This is a genomic window from Streptomyces sp. 150FB (assembly GCF_000818195.1).
Taxonomy (GTDB): Bacteria; Actinomycetota; Actinomycetes; order Streptomycetales; family Streptomycetaceae; genus Streptomyces.
The window spans coordinates 5,756,517-5,775,017 of the sequence record NZ_JTHL01000001.1; the positions used below are offsets into that span (position 1 = coordinate 5,756,517).

Genomic DNA, 18,501 nt, shown 5'->3' on the forward strand with positions numbered 1-18,501 from the left:
CGAGCGCGGCAGCCGCCGGCAGGGTGTCGATGTCGAAGACGTCGTGCGCACCCGGGAAGTCGGGACGTATCAGCTGGCTGCCCGCCGCGAGCACCAGCTTGTCGTACGGCAGGGTCAGCTCGTCCCCGTCGCGTCCGAGCGCGCGGACGGTACGGGCCTCGGTGTCGATGCCGGTCACGGTGGCGCTGAGCCGCCGGACCCCGATCGGGCCGAGGACGCGGTCCAGGGGGACCCGCATGCTCTCGGGGGCTTCCTCGTAGAGGCGGGGGCGTACGACGAGGTCGTCACCCCCGCTGACCAAGGTCACCCGCAGTTCCTCGCCGGCGTCTCCGGCCGCGCGCGCGGCCCGCACGGCACCCGCCGCGCTCCATACGCCGGCGAAGCCACCACCGATGACCAGGACGTTCTTCATCGCACTCTCCCTTGTTCGCGGGCGCCTGTCGTTCGTCGCGGCGGTCGTCGCGTCGCGCCCGGTAATTCCGGACTCTATATATCCAGGATATTGAGTGTCAAGATTTATTCGCGAGGCCGGTGGAGGGGAGCGGTGCGGCAGGGGTGGCGGGGAGGGCGGAATCGCCCGACCTGGCCCTCCCGGCTTCCGGACATATAATGTCCGCATTATGCGAATGGGTAAGGGCGTCGAGTGGGCCATCCACACACTGCTCAATCTGGACTTCATCGGTGGCGGCCCGATGGGCAGCGCTCAGCTCGCCGCGGCCCACGGACTGCCGGCCGCCTACCTGAACAAGCAGTTGCAGTCGCTGGTGAAGGCCGGGCTCCTCGCCTCGACGCCGGGGCCGCGCGGAGGCTTCCGGCTGGCCAGGCAGCTCGGAGAGATCACGCTCCTCGACGTGGTGGACGCCGTCGAGGGGGACGTGAACCTCTTCCACTGCGAAGAGATCCGCTGCTGCGGCGCGATCGGTGAACTCTCCCCACCGCCCGACGGTCCCTGCCCCGTCAAGGTGGCCATGCGCCGCGCCGACGAGGCGTGGCGCCAGGCACTGGCCGCGCAGACGCTCCAGGACATCCGGCTGGAGCTCGACCGGAGTCCGGAGACGGGGAACGTCATCCGCGCGGCGTTCGGCTGAGGTCTCCGGGCCGGACCGGCCGGACCGACCGGACCGACCGGGCCTGTCTCAGCCGAGTGCTCCGGTGATCGCTTCGGTGGCGTGGTCCCAGAGGCGGTCCGCCGCCTCCGGGTCCAGTGCGTGAGCCCTGGCCGGTGCGGTGTCGCGATCCACGCTCGCGGCGCGCTTCAAGGCACGGTCGGGCGCGGGCCGCTCGACTACCTCACCCGGTGGCGTGTGGAACTCGCCTCCCGCCGGCTGCGGCAGGGCTCCGACACGGTCGCCGTCATTGCCCGTGCGGTCGGGTACGGCTCCGAGAGCGCCCTCAGCACGGCCTTCAAACGGGTCACCGGCATCTCGCCGCGGGACTACCGCGGCGGCCTCCGGGCACACGGGGCCGACTGACCCGGGTGCGGAGCCCGTCGGCGGAGCCCACGTACGGCTTGCCCGCGTCCGCGTCCGGCACGCCGGGCCGGCCGCTGCCGCGCAGGCGGTGTGGCGTGGATCACGGGACAGGTTGTCTCTGGATAGCCCCCGGAGCCCGGCGTTTCCTGGGCCCCATGAACGATTCGACGGAATTGACCTTCCCCGCTCCCGCCCACTGGATCGACGGGCAGCCTGTCCGGCCTGGAGGTGGCCGCCGTGAAGCCGCTCGGCGAGCGCGTTCACCCGAAGACGTGCCGGCTGATGTCGTACACGGCCTGCGAGGTGCTGGGCGGCACCGCGTACGTGGCGGACACCGAGGAACTGGCCGAGCTCGCATGGGTCGCCCACGGCGAGATCCCGCAGTATGTGCCTTACGGGCTGTTCGAGCCGGTGCAGGACTACCTCGACGCTGCCCTGCTCTCCTGAACGGGGCCGGGCCAGGAAGCGGGCGCGCGGGGAAGTGTGGTGTCGTTGGCCGCGTTGAGTGGTGGGGCTCACCGCTGCCGCTGTCCGCGCCGAAGATATCTCGTTCGGTGAACAATTAAAATCTGTCATGGGCGCAGTAGACATGCGGATCTGATCTGGTTAGTGTTTGGACATAGCCGACAAAGGCAGGGGGCTCTGGTGCCGTCCGGTACCGGGGCCCTTCGATATGCCACGCGACGCGTCCCCACGCGTCCCCTTCCTGTGACATGCCCACGAATCAAGGTGCGATGACTCCGAAGAGTCCACAGCTCGCCGACAGCCTCGACGATGACGACTACCCCGCCTACACCATGGGCCGGGCCGCCGAGATGCTCGGTACCTCGCCCGCCTTCCTCAGAGCCCTCGGGGAAGCGCGTCTGATCGATCCGCTGCGTTCCGAGGGCGGTCACCGCCGCTACTCGCGCTATCAGCTACGGCTCGCCTCCCGCGTTCGCGAGATGGTCGACGCGGGTACGGCGATCGAGGCGGCCTGCCGCATCGTCATCCTCGAAGACCAACTGGAGGAGGCCCAGCGCATCAATGAGGAACTGCGCGGGTCCGCCTCCGACGCCCCGTCCTGACGTGCGGGTCGAAGCGGTGCGGAGAGGGCGGGGGTAGGGCTATCCCCCCTTCCGGCTGGGGGTCTACGCGGCTTCCGGCCACCACCCCGTCTTCGCAAGATTATGGCCATGAGCACCGAATTCGCGACGACGGCTCAAGAGCCGCCGATCGAGCAGAGCTCCGGCAGTGACTTCGCTCAATTGTCCCGCTTGATCACCCGCGAGGGCCTGCTGGCCCGGCGGCCCGTCTACTACGCGGTACGGTTCTCGCTCGTCGGCCTGGCGTTCGTCGGCGGATGGGTGGCGCTCTTCGTACTGGGCGACTCGTGGCTGACCCTGCTGCTGGCCGCGGTGATGTCCGTTGTCTTCGCCCAAGTGGCCCTCATATCGCATGACTTGGCGCATATGCAGGTGTTCAGCAACCGCCGGTACAGCGAGAACGGCGGTCGCATCGCCGCCAACCTCGTGATGGGCATGAGCTACGGGTGGTGGATGAACAAGCACACCCGCCACCACGCCAACCCCAACCACGAGGACCGCGACCCCGATGTCTCGCCCGAGATCCTGGTGTGGTCGCAGGGGCAGGCCAAGGCGTCGTCGGGAGTCGCGCGGTTCATCGGCCGGCGGCAGGCGTACCTCTTCGTCCCGCTGCTCATGCTGGAGGGGCTCAACCTCAGCTACAACAGCTTCCGGGCGCTGCGCAGCCCGATCATGAAGCGCCCCGCTGTCGAAGCCACCCTGCTCGTCGTCCACTTCGTCGCGTACTTCGGCCTGATCTTCGCGGCGCTGCCGCCCGGCAAGGCGATCGCGTTCATCGCGGTGCACGAAGCGCTGCTCGGGATCTATCTGGGGTCCGTCTTCGCGCCCAACCACAAGGGCATGCTCATGATTACCTCCGACATGAAGTTCGACTTCCTGCGGCGCCAGGTGCTCACCTCCCGCAACGTACGGGGCCACGCCTTCACCGATGTGGTCATGGGCGGGCTCAACTACCAGATCGAGCACCATCTCTTCCCGAGCATGCCGACACCCGCGCTGGGCCGGGCCCAGGAGATCACTCGGCGGTTCTGCGCGGAGAAGGAGATCCCGTACTACGAGACCGGGCTGCTCGGCTCGTACCGCGAGATCTTCCGCCACCTGCACCACACGGGCGCACCCATCCGCGACGCGGCCTGACCGGACACCGGGCCGCCTGACCGGACACCGGGAGCCGAGGCCGCCCGACCGGGCACCGGGCGGACCGTCCCGCCCGGTGTCACATCGGGTAGCTGGGGATCGTCGCCCGGGCGGTGATCCAGCGGGTGTCCGTGTACGCCTCGATGTTCGCCGCCGCACCGCCGAAGCGGGACGCGTTGCCCGACTCGCCCATCCCGCCGAACGGCGCGTTCGCGTCGTCGTTGAGCGTCTGGTCGTTGATGTGCGCGGTGCCGGTGGGGATACGGTCCGCGAGTGCGAGCCCGGCGCCGACATCGGCGGTCAGCACGCCCAGCGAGAGCCCGTAGACGCTGTCGTTCGCCAGCCGCACCGCGTCGTCCGCCGTGGCGAAGGGCGTGACCGAGGCGACGGGGCCGAAGACCTCGTTCTCGTACGCGGGCGCGCCAGGGCCTGTGTTCGCCAGCACGGTGGGCCGGTAGAAGAGCCCGTTGTACGTCCCGCCGGTCAGCAGCCGGGCCCCCGCGTCCACACTGCCCGTGACCAGGGCGTGCACGCTGTCCCGCTGGTGCTCGTCGATCAGCGGCCCCAGCGCGACGTCCTCGGTCATCGGATTGCCGACGGTCAGGCTCCCGGCCTTCTCGGCGAGCCGCTCGACGTACGTGTCGTAGATCGACTCGTGCACCAGGTGCCGGCCGACGACCATGCAGCCCTGGCCCTGGTGGAAGAACGAGCCGTGCGCCGCCGCCGGGACGGCCCGGTCGAGATCCGCGTCCGCCATGACGATCAGCGCGGAGTTGCCGCCGAGTTCGAGGTGCGCGCGGGTCAGGTGGCGCGCCGCCAGCTCGCCGACGACCCGGCCGGTCCGCGACGACCCGGTGAAGGAGACCGCCCGTACGCCCGGATCCGTGACGAGCGCCGAGCCGATGTCCGCGCCGCCGGGAAGGATGTGCAGCAACCCGGGCGGCAGCCCCGCCTCCTCGAAGATCCTGGCGAGGACCAACCCGCCCGACACCGGGGTACGCGGGTCGGGCTTGAGGAGTACGGCGTTGCCCAGCGCGAGCGCCGGAGCCACCGAGCGGATCGACAGCTTCAGCGGCAGGTTGAACGGCGCGATCACGGCGACCACCCCGACCGGGACGCGCCGGGACATGCTCAGATCCGCCTTCTCGCTCGGCAGCACCTCGCCGAGGGCGTGCGAGGGGAGCGCCGCCGCCTCCAGGCACTCCTGCACGGCGCCGCGCAGCTCGTACATCGCCTTGCGCCGGACCCCGCCGGACTCCCGCATCAGCCAGTCCTGCACCTCTGTGCTGTGCTCGGTCCACAGCTCGGCGGCCCGTCGCAGCACCCCCGCACGCTCGATGTACGGGGCCGCCGCCCACGCCGCCCGCGCCTCGCGCGCCCGCGTGACGCAGCGCCGTACGTCACGGACGGAGGCGGCGCCGACGGTCCCCAGGTCTTTCCCGGTGGCCGGCTCCACCACCGGGATGGCGCCGCCCTCCGCGTCCCGCCACTCGCCGTCGAAGATCTTGCCGTGCCACTTCAGGGGGGAGGTGTCGAGCAGACTGTGAGGTCCCATATCCATACAAAACAACCTACTCCGCCCGGGGGTCATGAGAGTCCGGAGGGTCCGGACGGCTCATGCCCGGTGCCCGGTCGCGCCTCTGCGCGCCCGCCGGTTGACGGAGAGCGCGCGCAGCGCCGTACCGAGTGAGGCCAGCGAGCTGGGGTGGGCCGTCATGCACGTGACGGCGTTGAAGCGCGTGGCGATCCGCTCGTCGATGATCGTGGCCGCGACGACCTGGTCGGTGACCCAGCGATGGAGGCGGACCCTGACGGACGGCTTCCGCTCGTCGGGGAAGCGCGCGGCGTCGGCGCTGGTGGAGATGGACCACGCGGCGTCGACCACCACGTCCTGCAACTCGAAGAACCTCCGTGCGGGAGCGGCGAGATCGGGGCCGCCGCGCAGGTACTCCGACAGGCACGACGCGTGCAGGGCCGCCGACGCCATGCCCTGCCCGTAGATCGGGTTGAAGGACGCCACCGCGTCGCCGACGGCGATCAGCCGCCCCGGCACCCGCCCGAGCCGGGAGAAGTGCCGGCGCCTGCTGTCGGCCTGGTGGTACGTACGGATCTCGCCGACCAGCTCGCCGCCGACCGCCTCGCCGAAGACGGGTGGCAGATCCCCGCAGCGGGCGCGGAAGTCCTCCTCCGTACGGCCGGGGCGGTTGTCGCCGTACCCGGCCAGCAGCACCATCCACCGGCCGTCCTCGACGGCGTTCAGCGCGGCCTGGGTCCGGTCGGCGAAGGCCGCGCTGGTGCGGGCCACGGCGGTGGCGACGGCCGGCGGGTCCTCGGCGCGCTTGAAGAACCCGGTCGCGTAGTTGATGTCGATCCGCTTCCGCTCAAGACCGGGCCGCTCCCAGCCGTCCCGTTCGAGCCAGTCGGCCAGTCGGCTGGAGCGCCCCATGGCGTCGACGACGAAGTCGGCGCTCCCGGTCCGCTCGACGCCGTCGGGGGTCTCGTACCGTACGGCCCTGACCGCGCCGTCCTGGTACGTCAGCCCGGTGGCCTGCCCCTTCACGACCTCGATGCCCGGAGTCGCGAGCGTCCGGCGGCGGAGGAGGGTCTCCACGAACGGGCGGCTGGCGGTGAGGAAGTCGGGGTTGGGGGTACGGACGTGCCGGACGCCGTCGGTGTAGACGGCGATCCCGTCGGACGCCGGGGCGAGGGCGCCGCCGTCCATCGCCTCCCGCGCGAAGCCGGGGAACCAGCGTTCGAGCTGCGTGAGCCCGCCGGGGAGCAGGGTGTGCACCTGGAGGCTCTGCGGAACGCCCGTACGCGCCGCCGAGTCGTCCCGCTCGACGATCACGACGCTCCGGGCGTGGTCGGCGAGGACGCGAGCGGCGAGGAGCCCGGCGATGCTGCCGCCGAGGACGAAGGCCCGGTCGAAGATCCCGCCGCGGTTGTCGCCGGTGTCGGGGCCGGTGCCGGCTTCCGCTGGAGGGCCGGTACGGGCCTCGCCCGGCCGGGATCCGGGCTGTTCTGCCGCGCAGAGCCGTTCGAAGACGGCGGCGGGCGATTCCGGCATGGTGACCCCAGGTGCTGTTGGCTCTGTCGGCTCTGGTCGTCCCCTTGTCCGTTCGACACGGAATTACAACGGTACATACGGAAGGGTGGATATGGGGCGTACTGTCCGCGTTTTGTGGCTCATGGGGCGCGGGCAGGGGGCGCTCGGAGAGCGCGGACCGGAGAACCGGACGGGCCGGACCGCCCGGACGTCCGGACGTCCGGACGGAATAACTTGGCGCGTGGAGGCGCTCTGGCACTCCGACCGTTCAGTCAAACGATGGGATGTCGGGGTCATGGGGGAAGCGGGCGCACTGGGTGACGGCGTCGAACGGCGCAGGTTTCTCTTCCTGTTGGGGAGTGCGCGCACCGGCGGCAACACCGAGGAGCTGGCCCGGCGCGCCGCCGTGGGACTGCCCGCCGACGCCGAGCAGGAGTGGGTGCGGCTGAGTGAGGTGCCGCTGCCGATGTTCGAGGACATCCGGCACGTGGGGAACGGGAGTTACCCGTTGCCCGACGGCAACGCGCGGCGGCTGCTCGACGCCACGCTGTCCGCCACCGACCTGGTCATCGCCTCACCGCTCTACTGGTACAGCGTCTCCACGAGCACCAAGCTCTATCTGGACCACTGGTCCGGCTGGTTCCACGCCCCCGGGCTCGACTTCCGCCGGCGTATGGCGGGCAAGACGATGTGGGCCGTGACCGCGCTCTCCTCCGAGCGGTCGAAGGCCGATCCGCTGATCGGGACGCTGCGCAACACCGCCGAGTTCATGGGTATGCGCTGGGGCGGCGCGCTGCTGGGCAACGGCAGCGCTCCCGGTCAAGTGCTCACCGACGGCGAGGCGTTGGCGGAGTCCGAGCGGTTCTTCGCCGGGCAGCCGGCGGTCGTACGGGCCTGAGCCGCCGCAGTCGCGCCTGCGTGTACGCGACCCCGCCCGGGACGCGGACGGTGTGACTCTGCCGAACCCGCCACCCAGGCGTACGTTGGGTTTTATGACCGATTCGTTGAGTTTTGACGTCTACGGCGACGGGCCCGGCCTCGTTCTCCTCCACGGCACCGGCAGCACCGGTCTCGGAAGCTGGGGGACGGTCCTGAAGGGCCTTGCCGCCGAATTCACCGTTGTCCTCCCGAACCTGCCGGGATCGGGGGGCAGCCCGCTGCCGGACGGGCCGCTCGATCTCGACACGGTGAGCGACCGGGTCGTCACAGCGGCGCGCGAAGCGGGCCTGGAGCGGTTCGCCGTGGCCGGTCTCTCGCTGGGCGCGCCGCTCGCCGTACACATCGCGGCCCGCCGTCCCGAATTGGTCACCCGCCTCGCGACCGTCGTCGGCTTCAGCCGGGCCCGCCCGGTGCTGCGGCTGAATCTCGAACTCTGGGCGGACCTGTACGCCAGGGGCGACGCCGACCTCGGCAAGTTCATCGCCATGCTCTCGTTCTCCGAGACCTATCTCGCGGGACTGCCTGAGGACGCGGTGGCGCAGGTCCTCCAGCAGGTCGGCGCGATGGTCCCGGAGCCCGGCACGGCGGCCCAGATCGATCTGGCGCTGCGGCTCGACGTACGGGAGGACCAGGCCGGCGTCCGCGTACCCGCCCTGGTGCTCACGGCCGGCGAGGACCGCTTCGTCGCGCCGGCGCATTCGTACGAACTCGCCGCCGAGATCCCCGGCGCGCGGCTGGTCGAGACCGAGGGCGGGCACGCGTCGCTCTTCGAGGATCCGCAGAGCTCGCTGACGGAGCTGCTGAAGTTCTTCGAGGGGTGACCAGGGGCGCCGGGCCGGGTCGGGCGGTCGGGCCGAGCGCGGCGCCGCGCCTACTCGAAGTCGCAGCCCGGGTTCGGCTCGTCCTGCGAGAGAGGCGCGCCCGCCGGGTCCACGTACAGCACGTCCAGGACCACCGGTGTCGAGCCGAGGTTGCGGCCTATGTGGACGTTGTCGGCGCCGCTCGGCTCCGTGAAGACCGACCCCGCCGCGTACACCCCGTCGGTCGCGCAGCCCTTGGCGGCCGAGTGGGTGAGTGTGCCCCGCGCGACGAGCGCGTAGAGCGTTCCGTCGTGGTGGTGCCAGCCGGTGCTTCCGCCCGGCTGGACCGTGATCTCGCGGTAGACGTAGTCCTTGCCGCCGATCGTCCGCTGCCAGAGGACCGTGCCGGCGACGCCCACCCCGGGCGTGGCGTTCGCGACGCCGCCGAGGGCGGCGACGCTGATGAGGGCGGTGGCCGAGACGGCAATTCCCATACGGCGTACGGCATTCATGTGTGACAAGCCCTTCCTGGTCGGGTCCTGCTCCGCTGTGCCTGTACGGCTGCTCCGCCCGGCAGCGTGATCTCGCGCGGCAAGGCTATCGGGACCCCTCCCGCCCCCGGAAGACAACACTGTTCGCAGGACGGTCAGATGTCGCCCAAGCCTGCCCCCGGTCGTTGAGGGTGTGCTGAACTGATTTCCGTTCAACTGCCGTGCAGCGTCGCGAGGAGAGCGCAGTGCCCACCGTTCAGGTCTCGAAGACGAATGCCGGTGCGTACCGCACCATCGCCGACGCACTCAGCGGCAGCGCGGCGGACACACCGCTGCGTATCGTCCTCGACGCGGGAACGTACGACGAATCACTGCTGGTCCGCGGCAATGTCGTGTTCGCCGCTGCCGAGGGCGTCAGCGGCGGCGCGGGCGACAACGGGGCCGTGACCATCCTCCGGTCGGGCGGCGTCACCGTCGAGTCGTCGGGCACCGTGACGTTCGAGCACGTCAATCTCGTCAACTACGGTGGTACGGCGCTGTGGTGCACCGAGGGATCGGCCCTGCTGTACGACGCCGAGGTGGTCGGCCAGGGCGAGAAGGGGCTCTGCGTCCGTGCCGAGCGCGGGTCCGAGCTGACGATGCGTTCCTGCACGACCCGCCTCGGGGAAGTCGCTCTCGCCGGGGCCACCGGGACCTTCGAGCACTGTGCGTTCCACGACTCGAAGGACAGCGGGGTCACGGTGATGGAGGGCAGCACCGCGCGCTTCGACAACTGCGCCGTCACCAATTCCGCCGTACACGGCATCCGGGTCAACGGGTCCACCGCACACATCGAGCAGTGTGAGGTGAGCGGTACGTCCCTGGCCGGCCTGGTCTTCGCGCAGGGCGCCACCGGGACCGTCGTCGACAGCACGGCACACGACCTTCCGAGCTCCGGCATCGCCTTCCTCACCCATGCGCGCGGCTCCGTGACCGGATGTGGTGTGGAACGGGCGGACTACGGGCTCAAGGTGTACGCGGACGCCAAGGTCACCGTGGAGCGGCTGCGGCTGACCGACTGCCGTGACACGAGTCTGCTGCTGGACACCCGGGGCCGCGCCGACATCACCGACTGCACCATCACGGCGAAGGGCGCCTACGGCGTCCAGGTCGCCAAGGACGCCTCAGCCACCATCGGCGGACTCACGGTGGAGGGCCCCAGGCAGGGTGTCTACGTGTCCGAGGGGCGCGCCACCTTCACCGATGTGAGCCTGGCAGGCCACGACACGGCCGTACGCCTCGGGAAGCGCTCCCACGCGGGCTTCGAGAAGCTCACGATCGAGCGGAGCGGCGCGGGGATCGAGGCCGAGGGCGAGCAGGTGACGCTCGACCTTGTGGGCGCGACGGTCAGCGACCCCCGGCAGGCCGGGATCGCGCTGACCGGTGACGTACGGGCCACGCTGACCGACTGCGCGGTCACGGGCGGGCGTTCGGACGGGGTGAAGGCCGCCGACACGGTACGTATCGAGGCGCGGGGCCTCACGGTGCGGGGCTGCGCGGGGACGGGCGTATGGGGGAAGGACTCGGCGCGTGTCCTGCTGACCGAGTGCACGGTCGCGCGCAACACCCGTGGTGACCTGCGGATCGAGGACGACTGCGTGGAGGAGGTCACCGACTCGGTGATCGGCGCGGCGCGGCGCAGGCTGCCGGGGATGCGGGACGGCGAGCGGGCGCTCGGCAGGGCGGGTGGCGGCGCCGACGGCAGCGGTGACGCCGGACAGAGCGGTGGGAACGGCCTCGGCGACCACCCGGGTTCGCCGTCCGAGGAGCACGCCTCGCTCGCCGAACTCGCCGAACTGATCGGCCTCGCGCCCGTCAAGCAGCAGGTGCGCACGCAGGTCAACATGATCCGTATCGCCCAACTCCGCGAGGCAGCCGGCCTTCCGGCGGCGGCGCTCAGCCGCCACCTGATCTTCTCGGGTCCGCCGGGCACCGGAAAGACCACGGTGGCGCGGCTGTACGGGCAGATCCTCGCTTCGCTGGGCGTCCTCGCGAACGGGGAGGTCCACGAGGTGAACAGGGGCAACCTGGTCGGCCAGTACCTCGGCTCCACGGCGCAGATGACGCGCCAGGAGTTCCAGAAGGCGGTGGGCGGCGTGCTGTTCATCGACGAGGCGTACGCGCTGTCGCGGAAGTTCGGCGCCAACTCCGACTTCGGGCAGGAGGCGATCGACGAACTGGTCGCGCTGATGGAGAACCGGCGCGAGGACGTGGTGGTGATCGTCGCGGGTTACACGGCGGAGATGGAGGAGTTCCTGAACGCCAACCCCGGGCTGCGGTCGCGCTTCTCACGCACCATCGAGTTCCCGGCGTACGGCCCGGACGAGCTGGTCCAGATCGCCGAACTCATCGCGCGCAAGAACGAATACCGCCTTGAGGAGTCCGTACCGACCCTGCTCAAGGAGCACTTCGAACGGCTGGCGGCGACGGGCGAGGCGAGCAACGCGCGCGAGGCGCGGAAGCTGTTCGAGGTGATGGTGGAGCGGCAGGCGGAACGCCTGGCGGACGTGGAACAGCCCGACCTGGAGCAGCTTCTGCTGCTCCGGACGGCGGATCTGCCTTTGGGGGACGGCGCGTCGGGGGCTGACGCGGCCGGTGAGAGTGTGTCCGACGCGTCGGTCCGGGGGCCGGAGTAGGAGCTACTTCGGGTGGACCATCGCCTTGGGGTCGACGATCCGGTCGAAGCGCCGTGCGGTGATGTAGCCCGTGGCGAGGGCGGCTTCGCGCAGTGTGGTGCCGTCGTCGTCCGCCTTGTGCGCGATCCGGCTGGCCCTGTCGTAGCCGATCTCCGGGGAGAGCGCGGTGACGAGCATCAGGGAGCGGGAGAGGTAGTCGTCGATCTGCGCGCGACGCGGTGCGGTGCCCTCGACGCAGAAGGTACGCAGCTTCTCGGCGGCGTCTCCAAGAATGCGGGCGGAGTGCAGGAAGTTGTTGATGATGACGGGCCGCATGGCGTTGAGTTCGAAGTTGCCCTGGGTAGCAGATCCTCGTTGTCGGTTCCGACGTCCAAGACCACCGGCAGACAGCGGCCGGGGTGCAGGCCGGCCGCAGCGGTGTAGACGGCGAGCTTGCCCACAGAGATCTGGACACCCTGCACACCCCAGTCGCCGAGCCCCAGGATCTCCTCGGCATCGCTCACCACCACCAGATCCACTTCATCCGGGTGGAGCTGAAGCCCCTCGAAGGAGCGGCGCACATCGTGCGGCCCGTCGATGGACAGGAACACCCCGCGAGGGCGCCGGTACTCCTGGCTGTACCGCGTGATCGCCTCACCCACGGTCGGACCCAACGATGCCACCGGGGACACCGTCACCGGCGAAGCCGGCGCATCAATATGCCTAGACGAGTCCGACGAGGTCGCGCAGGGTGGTCGTGCCGTCGCGCACCACGTAGACACCGCTGCCGGCCGGGGTCTCGGTCGAACGGGACTTGAGGTCGTGGATGTCCACCGTGTCCGGCCACAGGGTCCCGCCCTCGGACCAGCGCACGCCGCTGAGGTCGATGCCCGTGAGGTCGGTGGTGGTCAGATCGGAGGCCGTGAAGTCGTTCAAGAGCATTTTCAGTGAGCCGGCGTCGAACTCCTGCGGTACGGGGATGCCGAGCGCCGAGCTGATGGCTCGTCGAGCGGCAGTGGTGAAGAGATCGGGGAGCCGCTCGTGGGCGTTGATGCTTTTCAGCCCGTCACTTTTGAGGTGGGAGAGGGCGTACAGGGTCGTCAGAAGCTCATGGGCGAGGTGTACGACCGATTCGTCCATGGAGCGGGCGGCGTCCAGCAGATCCTTGGCGAAGGAGAGCGGGCGAACGAGGGCGCCGTCGCCCAGGAGCGACGTGTCGAGTGCCTGGGTGATTTGATGAATCATGTATCTGGTTTTGGGCTGCCGAAGGCCGTTCTGCCGCTTGAATTCGCTGATGAGGGCCTGCGCGACCTCGTGGGCGAAGCTCACGACGAACGGCGTCATCTCGGCCGGCACGACGCCGGTTTTGTCGTGCAGCTCGGTGAGCGCGAGCAGGCGACCGGCCCGGAGGCCGCCGGGGTGGTGACGCAGCGCCATGCGCTTCTCCGCCGTGAGGGAGCGCAGGAAGTCCTGTACCGGCGAAGCAACAGCACCCCCGGGCGCCGGAGTCGGCACCGGCGAGGACACCGGCAGGATCGCGGCCAGGCCCGCTTCCACGTCAATGACAGTGGCCAGGTCGTCCACCCGACGACGGTGCCGCGACTGGAGCAGGACCTCGCGCAGCCCCGCCTCGATGTCGAGCACGCCCTCCAGGCTCTCCCTCAACCCGTCCTGGTACACACCGAGTCGGCGGGTCAGGTCCTTCTCGCTCTCGTTTCTGTTGCCGCCGCCGTGCACATCTCCCGCCGTCACCGTTCCCCCTCCCGCTCCCTGTAGTACGCGGCAGCCGCGCGGCGCGCCTTCTTCAGGCTCGCCCGTACCGCCTCCGGGTTCATGCTCAGTTCGTCCGCGATCTCCGACGGCGTCCAGCCGTTGAGCGTCCACGCCATGATCTGGCGCTGCCTCGGCGGCAGGCTGTCCAGCAGGGGGCGTACGTCATGCCGTACCTCCCACTCGGCGGCGGCGCCCGGGTCGGGCAGCAGCGAGGTCGGTTCCGGGACGTGGTCGACCGGCTGCTCCCGTACGTCGGCGATTCTGCGGCCCAGCGCGCGGGAGGCGACCGTGTGCGCCCAGGCCCGGGGATGGCCGATCTCCGTCCAGCGCTGGTACGCCTTGATCATGGTGTCCTGAGCGAGATCGGCGGCGACCGGCAGGCTCGCGCCGTTGTTGATCAGGAAGCCGATCAGTTCTGGGACCGTGGCGCGGTAGAAGGACGAGAACTCTTCGTCCAGCGCCCGCCGTTCATGGTCGCGCTCCGCGACCGCCTCGCGCCGCGCGGCGAGATGGGCCGGGTCGTGGTCGCTCATGCCTCGGGACCTCCGCCCGGCGTCGGCGGGTGGGTCAGTTTCACGCGCAGGCGGTGGCCGTCGCCGAGTTGTTCGTCCCACTCCAGCAGGCCCCCGTCCGTCGCGACTCCGGCGGCGACCTTCGTCCGGTACCGGTGCCGTAACCACAGGCCAAGTCCCGCGCAGCCTTTCGCCGCGAGAATCGAGACGATGGCGACGGCCGCTGTTGTCGCGTCCACGCGCGCCCTCCTTCATGCTCCTCGCGAGCCCGCTCCGGGCCCGTCATGGAGTAGAGCGTGAACGAGGGTCCTGCGTGAACTGCCCTGTGGAATGGCCTCCCTTCGTGTCTCACGGAGGCCGGCGCGATAGCCTCTGCTGCTATGTCTGCCCGACCTACGCTGCCGCCTCCTCCGCCGCCCCCGCACATACGGTCGTGGCCGGACAGGGCCGCGCTGCTCGCCGACCGGGCGGGCATCCTCGGATACCTCGCCAAGCGCAGCCTGGGCGCGGGGGCACTCGTGATCTTCTGGCTTCTGGTGGCAGGGGCGCAGCTCGGGTGGGGCATGATCGGGAGCGCCCTGGTCTCGCTCAGCGGTGGGAGCGGGATGTTCGTGGACGCGGTTGTCGCGTTCCTCGGGACGGTCGGGGTCGGGTTCCTGCTGGCCGCCGCCGCCGTTCTCGTCCTGCTCGTGCGCCGCGACCAGCGGGTACGGGAACTCATGGCGCAGTGGGGAGCGCTGGACAGCGATCCGGTGGCCGACCGCCGGTTCCGGCTGCCGGGGCTCAGCCTGTGGTGGCTGCTGACCTCGTTCCTCGCCGGGGCCTTCGGGCTGTGGATCGCCTTCGCCGTGCCCGCCGGAGCGCGCGCCGGAGAGGACACGTACGCGGGGGTCGCCTACGCGATGGGCGCCGGCACCATCCTGTGGATCGCCGCGCTGATCGGCGGGAGCCGGGCCGTGCGGCACTTCCGGTGGGCGCTGCGGCTCGGGGCCGTACCGCGCGCACCGGTCGGGCCGCCTCTTTCGTCCGGTCCGGCATCGGCCGCCCGGCCCTGAGCCGCCGATCAGCGATCCGCCGATCCGTTCATCCGCTTGGCCTACGGGCCCACCACTCCGTCGATCCCCTCGCGCAGGAAGTCCGCATGGCCGTTGTGCCGCGCGTACTCGTGGATCAGGTGCAGCATCACGAACCGGAGGGACACGTCCGCGTCCCACTTGCGGAAGTGTCCGGTCACATCGAGTGACGGGGCCTCCCGCTCGATCCGGCGGGCCTGCTCGACCTCGGTCTGCCAGGCGGCGAAGGCCTCGGACCTGGTGGACGTACTCGCGTCGTACGCCACCTGGAGGTCGCCGTCGGGCGACCAGACCGAGCCGATGTCCTGGCCGTCGATCACCCGGCGGAACCAGATCCGCTCGACCTCGGCCATGTGCCGGACCAGGCCCAGCAGCGTGAGCGTGGAGGGCGGGGACGACTGGCGGCGCAGTTCGTCGTCGGAGAGCCCGTCCGTCTTCATCGTGAGCGTGGCGCGGTGGTAGTCGAGGTAGGCGCGCAGCGTCTCGCGCTCGCCTCCGGTGAACGGCGGGTCGATACGGGTGTCGGTGGGTTCGGCCGCTGCGGCCGCTTCGGTGGACATCGGGCGAGGCTATCGCCGTACCCGCTGAGCATGTTCATGGTTTTCCAGCGCTACTGTCTGCCGCATGATCAGCCATCCCGATGTACCGGACACCGAAGAGATCCAGTCCCGGGACCCGTACGGCGACCACGCGCCGGATCCGGCAGTGGACCACGCGGACGACGACGACGAAGAAGAAGCGCTCCTCGCCGACCGGTCGGTCGAGATGGCACTGCTGGTCCGCCGCTTCCTGTCCGCCGGGCGGCTGGGCACCCTCTGGGGCGCCGGTCTGGCCGCCGTGCTCGGCTGGGCGGCCGTCGGGCTGGCCGTGGAGAGCTTCGCCGGGGGAGGGCTGGCCGCGGTGAGCGGTCTCGTACTGCTGTTCCTCGCCCTGATCTTCCTCGGGGCCGCGGTGGTCACGCTGGGGTTCTGGGGCGCGGGGAGCCGGCGCATACGGCGTGATCTCGACGACTGGGCCGACGCCGGGTCCGTACCCGTCACCGATGTCCGGCTGCGGGCGCAGCGCCGGTGCGTGCTGTGGCTGCTGCCGTCGGCGGCGCTCTCCGTCGCCGGTGCGGCGGTGACGGCCCTGGTGGTGACCCGGCTGGATACGGTCACCGTCAGTCATCTGGTGTACGCGTTCGGTCTCGGGGTCACGACCCTTCTGACCGGTCTTCTCGGCGTATTTCAGGCGGTGGCACATCAGCGCTGGTCAGGCCAGTTGCTCACCGCTGTGCCACTCCGGACGCCCGGCGGCGCACATCGTTGAGGCCGTTCCTACGCTGTCCGTCCTATCCTGAAGTGGGAACGCATGCGCCATTCAGGGTTAAGGGGCGGCGGATGAACTGGATTTGGTTGATTTTCGTCTTCTTCATGGTGGGCGGCTTCGGCTGGATAGCCGATACGGGCCGCACCGCGCTCAAAACCCGGCATGAGCGAAGGATCGAACGCCTCAAGCTGGCCGAGGAGGAACGCCTCGCGCTTGAGGAGGCCCATAAGCCACCGAAGCAGCCGGAGCCCGTCTGCGGCTGCACGCACCACCTGGCGAAGCACGACCGTAAGGGCAAGTGTCACGAGGACGTGGAGGTGCCGACCGCGTGGGACGAGGACAAGAAGCCGCTGCAGTACGAGCTGAGACAGTGCAACTGCCAGCAGTACGTCGGGCCGCAGCCGCTGTCGCAGATCTACGCGGATGAGCTGACCGACCTCGACTAGCTCGCGATTAGGCCATATGTGTTTCGATGTGCGGATGAAACGAGGGAACGTTCTCATCCGTCACCGTGACACCTCCGACCTCGACGCGTGCGTGCGCGCACTCGCCGAGGTCCACAAGCGTGATCAGTACCCGATGCGCTGGCCGGCCGACCCCGCGGAGTGGCTGTCCATACCCGCCATGCTGGAGGGATGGGTGGCCGAGCTGGACGGACGTGTCGTCGGTCACGTCGTGCTCTGCGCCGGAAAGCCGGGGGACGCGACGCCGCCCGTGTGGCAGGAACGTACCGGCACGCCCATCGAGGACACCGCCGTGGTGAGCAGGCTGTTCGTCGATCCGGCCGCGCGCGGCTACGGGGTGGGCGCGCTGCTGATGACCGAGGCGGTACGGGAGTCCCGTGCGCGCGGTCTCCAGCCGCTGCTGGAGGTGCTGTCCTCGGACGTCGCGGCGACAGCGCTGTACGAGCGCCTCGGCTGGGAGCTGCTGGGCACCGTCGAGCAGCAGTGGCACCCGGGCGAGACAGTCCTCGTGCGCTGCTACGCGGCGGGGGACCCGGTCGCTTCGGTGGGTGCGGAAAGCAGCGTGCCCACCTCGTAGGAGCTCCACGTAGAACGACCCAGGAAGCCGCTTATGCGCGCTGGGACGCATAAGAAGCATCTCCAAGCCGCCCACGGCCTGCCACAGACCCACATGCCTCACCTCCGTCACACGAGTCCCAGGCGGTAGGTCGGCAGTGCCTCAGGCGCGCTCCGGGGTGCATCTCGCCCGATCGGTCAGCAGCCCACCGCGCTCCTGCGTCTGTCGGCGCTCACCATGTCTGCCCAACCGACCCTCCCCGCCACCACGGCCTGCTCGCAGACGCTTGGCCGAGTGGGATCGGGCAGCGACCCCTTCGTGCGTGCCCCGCAGGGCAGACAAGCCGCAGCCGGGAGCAAAGCAGCAGAACAAGCGAGCATCCCCGGGGAGTCTCCCCCTGGGGCCGCCCCCCTCAAGGATCAGTTGCGGTGGAGGGGTGGGTGTCAAGGGTGGAGCGGAGCGGAATCGGCGCAGCCGACGCGACGCAGGAGCGCCCTTGACGCCCGCCCCGCAACCGCGAAAATCAACAAAAAGGGGCGGCCCGACCCTCACCAACACCCCACCGGCCCACCCCGACCGCCAGCCCGAACCCGCACCCCAAAACAACGCGCACCTCGGGAGGCTCCGCCTCAGGCCGCCCCCACCGGGGCCGGGAGCCCGATCAGCATCGCCGGGGCGCCCGCCACGCGCGTCAGGAACACCGTCGCCGCGTTCGGGCCCTTCAGCTTCATGCGGCGGCGCAGCTCCTCCGGTTCCACCGCCGAGCCGCGCTTCTTCACCGTGAGGACGCCGACCTCACGCTCGCGCAGCAGGGACTTCAGCCGCTTCAGGCTGAAGGGCAGGCTGTCGGTGATCTCGTAGGCGGTGGCATACGGGGTCGGGCGCAGGGTGTCCGAGGTGATGTACGCGATCGTCTCGTCGATCAGCCGCCCGCCCAGGCCCTCGGCGGCCTCGGCGACCAGGTGGGCGCGGATGACGGCGCCGTCGGGCTCGTACAGGTAGCGGCCCACCTCGCCGACCTCCGGGTCCGGCAGGCCGCGGCCGGTGAGGGTGGTGCCGGCGGGGAGCAGGGTGGCGCGGCGGGCGCCGGGGACGACGGGTGAAGGGCCGCCGGTCCGGTCGGTCCCACTGTCTTCGCCCCCACTGTCTTCGCGCCCGCTGCCCCCACCCTCGCTGCCCTCGCTGCCCTCG

19 protein-coding genes and 4 pseudogenes are annotated in these 18,501 nt (G+C 70.3%); 12 read left to right on the top strand and 11 right to left on the bottom strand.

Features of this window, described 5'->3' with window-relative positions; genetic code table 11:
- On the bottom strand, nt 1-412 hold a 412-nt coding region (locus QR77_RS24860; protein WP_160310951.1), incomplete at its 3' end, for an FAD-dependent oxidoreductase.
- A gap of 208 nt (nt 413-620) precedes the next feature.
- Between QR77_RS24860 and QR77_RS24865 the strand changes: the two genes are divergently transcribed.
- The 5 genes and pseudogenes from QR77_RS24865 (at nt 621) to QR77_RS24880 (ending at nt 3,694) form a co-directional block, all read left to right on the top strand.
- Nucleotides 621-1,088, top strand: a complete 468-nt coding sequence (locus QR77_RS24865) for an Rrf2 family transcriptional regulator (protein ID WP_040024325.1) — start codon at nt 621-623, stop codon at nt 1,086-1,088.
- Between the two features lie 136 nt (nt 1,089-1,224).
- Nucleotides 1,225-1,472 (top strand): annotated as a pseudogene (locus QR77_RS43995) (helix-turn-helix transcriptional regulator); the annotation flags it as partial.
- A gap of 216 nt (nt 1,473-1,688) precedes the next feature.
- Nucleotides 1,689-1,919: pseudogene (locus QR77_RS24870) on the top strand (NUDIX hydrolase); the annotation flags it as partial.
- 287 nt (nt 1,920-2,206) lie between these two features.
- Entirely contained in the window at nt 2,207-2,539 is a 333-nt protein-coding gene (locus QR77_RS24875) for a MerR family transcriptional regulator (RefSeq protein ID WP_040024326.1), read from the top strand.
- Between the two features lie 108 nt (nt 2,540-2,647).
- Entirely contained in the window at nt 2,648-3,694 is a 1,047-nt protein-coding gene (locus tag QR77_RS24880; RefSeq protein ID WP_040024327.1) for an acyl-CoA desaturase, read from the top strand.
- A 79-nt stretch (nt 3,695-3,773) separates the two neighbouring features.
- Here QR77_RS24880 and QR77_RS24885 read toward each other — a convergent pair whose 3' ends face one another.
- Nucleotides 3,774-5,255 (bottom strand): benzaldehyde dehydrogenase, encoded by a 1,482-nt coding sequence (locus QR77_RS24885; protein WP_236710798.1) that lies wholly within the window; start codon nt 5,253-5,255, stop codon nt 3,774-3,776.
- A 54-nt stretch (nt 5,256-5,309) separates the two neighbouring features.
- Nucleotides 5,310-6,761 carry an FAD-dependent monooxygenase gene (locus tag QR77_RS24890; RefSeq protein ID WP_063798076.1) on the bottom strand — a complete coding sequence of 484 codons (1,452 nt, stop codon included), beginning with the start codon at nt 6,759-6,761 and terminating at the stop codon, nt 5,310-5,312.
- Nucleotides 6,762-7,035: 274 nt separating this feature from the next.
- Here QR77_RS24890 and QR77_RS24895 point away from each other — a divergent pair, with 274 nt between their 5' ends.
- Both QR77_RS24895 and QR77_RS24900 read left to right on the top strand, forming a co-directional pair.
- A complete protein-coding gene (locus QR77_RS24895) occupies nt 7,036-7,638 on the top strand; it encodes an NAD(P)H-dependent oxidoreductase (RefSeq protein WP_052489702.1) in 603 nt (200 codons plus the stop codon).
- A gap of 94 nt (nt 7,639-7,732) precedes the next feature.
- A complete protein-coding gene (locus tag QR77_RS24900; RefSeq protein WP_040024328.1) occupies nt 7,733-8,500 on the top strand; it encodes an alpha/beta hydrolase in 768 nt (255 codons plus the stop codon).
- Nucleotides 8,501-8,550: 50 nt separating this feature from the next.
- Here QR77_RS24900 and QR77_RS24905 read toward each other — a convergent pair whose 3' ends face one another.
- A complete protein-coding gene (locus QR77_RS24905) occupies nt 8,551-8,973 on the bottom strand; it encodes a cupin domain-containing protein (RefSeq protein ID WP_040024329.1) in 423 nt (140 codons plus the stop codon).
- A gap of 242 nt (nt 8,974-9,215) precedes the next feature.
- Here QR77_RS24905 and QR77_RS24910 point away from each other — a divergent pair, with 242 nt between their 5' ends.
- The gene (locus QR77_RS24910) at nt 9,216-11,645 is read left to right on the top strand and encodes a right-handed parallel beta-helix repeat-containing protein (protein WP_040024330.1); all 2,430 of its coding nucleotides are present in this window, start codon (nt 9,216-9,218) and stop codon (nt 11,643-11,645) included.
- A gap of 3 nt (nt 11,646-11,648) precedes the next feature.
- On the opposite strand, the gene QR77_RS24915 is transcribed toward QR77_RS24910, so the two are convergent.
- The 5 genes and pseudogenes from QR77_RS24915 to QR77_RS24930 all read right to left on the bottom strand — a co-directional run bounded on the left by QR77_RS24915 (nt 11,649) and on the right by QR77_RS24930 (nt 14,148).
- Nucleotides 11,649-11,960: a hypothetical protein gene (locus QR77_RS24915; RefSeq protein WP_040024331.1), complete on the bottom strand. Its 312-nt coding sequence runs from the start codon at nt 11,958-11,960 to the stop codon at nt 11,649-11,651.
- 38 nt (nt 11,961-11,998) lie between these two features.
- Nucleotides 11,999-12,406: pseudogene (locus tag QR77_RS44000) on the bottom strand (hypothetical protein); the annotation flags it as partial.
- A complete protein-coding gene (locus QR77_RS24920; RefSeq protein ID WP_040024332.1) occupies nt 12,348-13,376 on the bottom strand; it encodes a hypothetical protein in 1,029 nt (342 codons plus the stop codon). The pseudogene QR77_RS44000 and the gene QR77_RS24920, both read right to left, overlap by 59 nt.
- Entirely contained in the window at nt 13,373-13,930 is a 558-nt protein-coding gene (locus QR77_RS24925) for a sigma-70 family RNA polymerase sigma factor (RefSeq protein ID WP_078877098.1), read from the bottom strand. Before QR77_RS24925 ends, QR77_RS24920 begins: the two co-directional genes overlap by 4 nt.
- The gene (locus QR77_RS24930; RefSeq protein ID WP_040024333.1) at nt 13,927-14,148 is read right to left on the bottom strand and encodes a hypothetical protein; all 222 of its coding nucleotides are present in this window, start codon (nt 14,146-14,148) and stop codon (nt 13,927-13,929) included. Before QR77_RS24930 ends, QR77_RS24925 begins: the two co-directional genes overlap by 4 nt.
- Nucleotides 14,149-14,289: 141 nt before the next feature.
- On the opposite strand from QR77_RS24930, the gene QR77_RS24935 reads away from it, so the two are divergent.
- Nucleotides 14,290-14,964 carry a hypothetical protein gene (locus QR77_RS24935; protein WP_040024335.1) on the top strand — a complete coding sequence of 225 codons (675 nt, stop codon included), beginning with the start codon at nt 14,290-14,292 and terminating at the stop codon, nt 14,962-14,964.
- Nucleotides 14,965-15,005: 41 nt separating this feature from the next.
- Here the strand turns inward: QR77_RS24935 and QR77_RS24940 are convergent, their stop codons facing one another.
- The gene (locus QR77_RS24940) at nt 15,006-15,542 is read right to left on the bottom strand and encodes a DinB family protein (RefSeq protein WP_052489034.1); all 537 of its coding nucleotides are present in this window, start codon (nt 15,540-15,542) and stop codon (nt 15,006-15,008) included.
- Nucleotides 15,543-15,606: 64 nt separating this feature from the next.
- Here QR77_RS24940 and QR77_RS24945 point away from each other — a divergent pair, with 64 nt between their 5' ends.
- The 3 genes from QR77_RS24945 (at nt 15,607) to QR77_RS24955 (ending at nt 17,331) form a co-directional block, all read left to right on the top strand.
- Entirely contained in the window at nt 15,607-16,290 is a 684-nt protein-coding gene (locus QR77_RS24945) for a hypothetical protein (RefSeq protein WP_040024336.1), read from the top strand.
- A 71-nt stretch (nt 16,291-16,361) separates the two neighbouring features.
- The gene (locus QR77_RS24950; protein ID WP_040024337.1) at nt 16,362-16,736 is read left to right on the top strand and encodes a hypothetical protein; all 375 of its coding nucleotides are present in this window, start codon (nt 16,362-16,364) and stop codon (nt 16,734-16,736) included.
- Nucleotides 16,737-16,770: 34 nt separating this feature from the next.
- Complete coding sequence (locus QR77_RS24955) at nt 16,771-17,331, top strand: GNAT family N-acetyltransferase (protein ID WP_052489703.1); 561 nt, start codon at nt 16,771-16,773, stop codon at nt 17,329-17,331.
- Nucleotides 17,332-17,939: 608 nt separating this feature from the next.
- On the opposite strand, the pseudogene QR77_RS24960 reads toward QR77_RS24955, so the two are convergent.
- A pseudogene (locus QR77_RS24960) lies at nt 17,940-18,501 on the bottom strand (hypothetical protein); the annotation flags it as partial.

Bases quoted from the DNA above. Each gene is read 5' to 3' on its own strand.
- QR77_RS24865 (WP_040024325.1), top strand. From the start codon at position 621: ATGCGAATGGGTAAGGGCGTCGAGTGGGCCATCCACACACTGCTCAAT.
- QR77_RS24875 (WP_040024326.1), top strand. From the start codon at position 2,207: ATGACTCCGAAGAGTCCACAGCTCGCCGACAGCCTCGACGATGACGAC.
- QR77_RS24880 (WP_040024327.1), top strand. From the start codon at position 2,648: ATGAGCACCGAATTCGCGACGACGGCTCAAGAGCCGCCGATCGAGCAG.
- QR77_RS24885 (WP_236710798.1), bottom strand. From the start codon at position 5,255: ATGGATATGGGACCTCACAGTCTGCTCGACACCTCCCCCCTGAAGTGG.
- QR77_RS24890 (WP_063798076.1), bottom strand. From the start codon at position 6,761: ATGCCGGAATCGCCCGCCGCCGTCTTCGAACGGCTCTGCGCGGCAGAA.
- QR77_RS24895 (WP_052489702.1), top strand. From the start codon at position 7,036: ATGGGGGAAGCGGGCGCACTGGGTGACGGCGTCGAACGGCGCAGGTTT.
- QR77_RS24900 (WP_040024328.1), top strand. From the start codon at position 7,733: ATGACCGATTCGTTGAGTTTTGACGTCTACGGCGACGGGCCCGGCCTC.
- QR77_RS24905 (WP_040024329.1), bottom strand. From the start codon at position 8,973: ATGGGAATTGCCGTCTCGGCCACCGCCCTCATCAGCGTCGCCGCCCTC.
- QR77_RS24915 (WP_040024331.1), bottom strand. From the start codon at position 11,960: ATGCGGCCCGTCATCATCAACAACTTCCTGCACTCCGCCCGCATTCTT.
- QR77_RS24925 (WP_078877098.1), bottom strand. From the start codon at position 13,930: ATGAGCGACCACGACCCGGCCCATCTCGCCGCGCGGCGCGAGGCGGTC.
- QR77_RS24935 (WP_040024335.1), top strand. From the start codon at position 14,290: ATGTCTGCCCGACCTACGCTGCCGCCTCCTCCGCCGCCCCCGCACATA.
- QR77_RS24940 (WP_052489034.1), bottom strand. From the start codon at position 15,542: ATGTCCACCGAAGCGGCCGCAGCGGCCGAACCCACCGACACCCGTATC.
- QR77_RS24945 (WP_040024336.1), top strand. From the start codon at position 15,607: ATGATCAGCCATCCCGATGTACCGGACACCGAAGAGATCCAGTCCCGG.
- QR77_RS24950 (WP_040024337.1), top strand. From the start codon at position 16,362: ATGAACTGGATTTGGTTGATTTTCGTCTTCTTCATGGTGGGCGGCTTC.
- QR77_RS24955 (WP_052489703.1), top strand. From the start codon at position 16,771: ATGAAACGAGGGAACGTTCTCATCCGTCACCGTGACACCTCCGACCTC.